Origin of the sequence: Roseovarius gaetbuli (genome assembly GCF_900172365.1) — a bacterium.
In the GTDB taxonomy this organism is placed as follows: domain Bacteria; phylum Pseudomonadota; class Alphaproteobacteria; order Rhodobacterales; family Rhodobacteraceae; genus Roseovarius; species Roseovarius gaetbuli.
The window spans coordinates 1-3,027 of sequence record NZ_FWFJ01000096.1 but is presented as its reverse complement, the minus strand read 5'-3'; the positions used below and the strand labels follow the sequence as shown (position 1 = coordinate 3,027).

The 3,027-nt window shown below is 56.3% G+C and carries 3 pseudogenes; all 3 read right to left on the bottom strand.

The window, feature by feature from the left end:
- Positions 1 to 129: 129 nt before the first annotated feature.
- Positions 130 to 783: pseudogene (locus tag ROG8370_RS19590) on the bottom strand (IS3 family transposase); the annotation flags it as partial.
- Positions 784 to 795: 12 nt separating this feature from the next.
- A pseudogene (locus tag ROG8370_RS19585) lies at positions 796 to 2,156 on the bottom strand (IS110 family RNA-guided transposase).
- 228 nt (positions 2,157 to 2,384) lie between these two features.
- Positions 2,385 to 2,624: pseudogene (locus tag ROG8370_RS19580) on the bottom strand (transposase); the annotation flags it as partial.
- Between the last annotated feature and the right edge of the window lie 403 nt (positions 2,625 to 3,027).

Here is a 3,027-nt window from a genome sequence, read left to right as displayed (position 1 = left end):
TCCGACCAAAAACGCTTCTTCTGACCCTTCTTGCCCGCCATATCCGCCCTCAAGATGTCCACTATCAATAGTGGACACTTATCAACACACTCTATGAAATGTCAGAGCAGCGAGGCCGGACGCTTACTATCCATGCTTCGAAAGACGCTTTTGATAGTCATCTGAACAGTATTGCGACCCGCGATCCGTATGATGAATACAGCCCTTCGGTGGTTGCCGTAGGGCCACTGCCATATCCAGTGCTCGGATCGCCAAGTCGCGTTTCATCCGGTTGCTGACAGCCCAACCAATGACGCGCCGGGAATACAGCTCGAGGATGACGGCCAGATACAACCACCCTTCACTGGTCCAGATATAGGATATGTCGCCCGCCCATTTTTGGTTCGGACCATCCGCAGAGAAATCCTGATCCAGTAGATTGGGCGCAATGTTGAACGTGTGGTTGCTGTCAGTCGTGGCCTTGTATTTTTGGGTTCTGATGATCTTGATGTCGTTCTCACGCATCAAACGACCTATGCGTCGGTGTCCGACCTTCAGTCCCAGCTCCTGCAGCTCTCCGGTCATACGAGGCCGACCATAGCTTTGCAGGCTCAGGCGGTGTTGTTCGCGGACATGTGCCAAGATCACCATATCGTCGCGCTGCCTGCGGCTCATTGGGCGGGTTCGCCATGCACGAAACCCCCGCGATGTGACCTGCATGATGCGGCAGAGAAATTCCACAGACCAAACTTCTTTCCAGGCATCGATGAAAATAAACCTCATCGGCTTTGGCCCGCAAAGAAGATTGCCGCCTTCCTAAGAAACAGCCGCTGTCGCAGGAATGGGTGCCAATGCAAATCCGAGGGTCCTGGCGCGCCGTTGAAGGTTTGACAGCATACGCTGCCGGTGTCGCTCGTCGTAAGCTGCCGCGCCCTGATCTTGGTAGGTCATGCCATGCCGCACAGCGTTGTAAAACAGCACCGCGATTTTGCGTGCTGTTGCCGTGACCGCTTTCTGCTTGCCGATACGCGATGACAGTCGCCGATAGAACGCGCCCAAGGCCGTATCGCTGCGGCCAATGGTTGTCGCGGCCAACCTGAGCAACGCTGCAGCACGGCTTGAGGACCGGCGCGTGCGTGAGGACAGCAATTTTCCGCCGGAGATTTTATTGCCCGGGGCCAGGCAAAGCCACGACGTGAAGTGCTTGGCGCTCTTCCATGCGCACAGGTCCGTGCCGCATTCGGCCACCAGCTTCAGAGCCAGCGAGGGACCGAGGCCGTGGATCTGCGTCAGGTCTGTGCCCAACACACCGTAAAGCGCAGCGCGCGCATCAAAGGATGGGGCATTGTGCTGCTTGCCCTTGATCCGAGCCTTGGGCAGTGGAGCCAGATCATTGTCTGCCCGGACCGTCAGCGCTCCAACTGCCACCTCCAGCCTACGGTCGCACGCCTCGATCTGGGCTTTGTAGAAATCGTAAAGCTCCAGCGACTGTGTCAGGGCAAAGATATGTTCCTCGCGGTCGTTGCCGACCAGCGCGGCGTTGATCGTGTCCACAGAGGATTTGCAGCGAACATCCCGGAACGCGGCGAGAGCCTCCGGATCACGCTCGCCACGGACAATGGCGCGGATGATCCGCATTCCTGTGACGCCGGTGATGTCGGAGACGACATGATGCAATTGCAGGTTCATCTCCATGAGTGCCTTCTGCATGTGCTGGATATGGGCTGCAGCATATTCTGTCAGGCGTTCTCGCTGGCGCATGTAGGCGCGCAAGGTGGCGATCTCGGCCTCTGGCCGGAAACTGCCACGCAGCAGGCCATAGGAGTGCAACTGTCGTGCCATCCGGCATCGCTGACATCGGTTTTGCGACCCGGCACGTTCTTGGCATAGCGCGCGTTCACGAGGATCGCATGAAGGCCGTAACCCTCAAGTATCTCAAAGGCCGGAATCCAGTAAACACCGGTCGATTCCATGGCGACGCTGGTGACGCCACAGGATTTGAACCACGTCGCCAGTGAATGCAGATCCTGTGTGAATGTCCCAAAGGCGCGCACGGGCATGTCGCAGGCATCAGGGTTCACCGCAGCCATGTGCATGGTCGACCCAATGTCGATCGCCGCTGCATTTGGATTGACCATCTTCAGATCCGGGTGGCCGCCGGTCGTTGGGTTCGTCATGGCATATCCTCCATTTGGGAAGAAGGGCGTGGGCCATGCAAGTTCGTCATCTTCCTAACCGGGATCACCGCAACAGCGGCGTCACCACTCTCAAGTGCGCATCGACCCATGTGCCACGTTTTTTAACGGGGTCTCACCCTCCAATAAGCGATCGGCAACTGCCCTTCAGGCGCAGCATAGCACAGGCGGTTTATACCGCGCACAGGCGGGCTGCGGCCCGGAATAGTTTTTTAACACTTCCCTCTCCTCCCGCAGCAGCCGGACTTCCTTGCGATGGCGTTCATTCTCCTTTTCGACGTCCTCGTGCGGACCCGACATCAGATCGTCATGCTGATGCTTCTGAACCCACTTGTTCAAAGTCGAAAGACCCACGCCCAAATCTGATGAAACTTGCGGTCGTGTTAAGCCGCTTGTAACCGCAATGCGCACTGCATCACGCCGAAACTCGTCTGTGTATCTCGTTGCCATTCTTAATCTCCTTCATAGCAAACATTGCTCGAAAGAGACCGGAACTAAACCGTGGCAAGACCAGATCATGCTTGTTTAGAATGGATCCTATTTGCCTGCATAATGATCGTAGTCGTGGCCGCAGTTCGATATGATTCGCTTAAAATCAATGGGTTACGATGCCTTGGGGGCCAATAAATGGTTGCTGTGACATCTCTCTGATGTCGCGGCGCTGGTGGGCGGCGGATTTTGAGTATCCACGCCGTGGAGCAAACCCTCCGACTTCCAGTCGGACCTGCTTCAGCGTGAAAGAATCGCTTTATGATCGTACCCTCAGAAAAATGAGCCGCAGCCGGGTCGGAGGCTCATTTTTCTGAGGGTACGATCATGCAATATGACACCGGCAAACACTGCGTTTTCTATC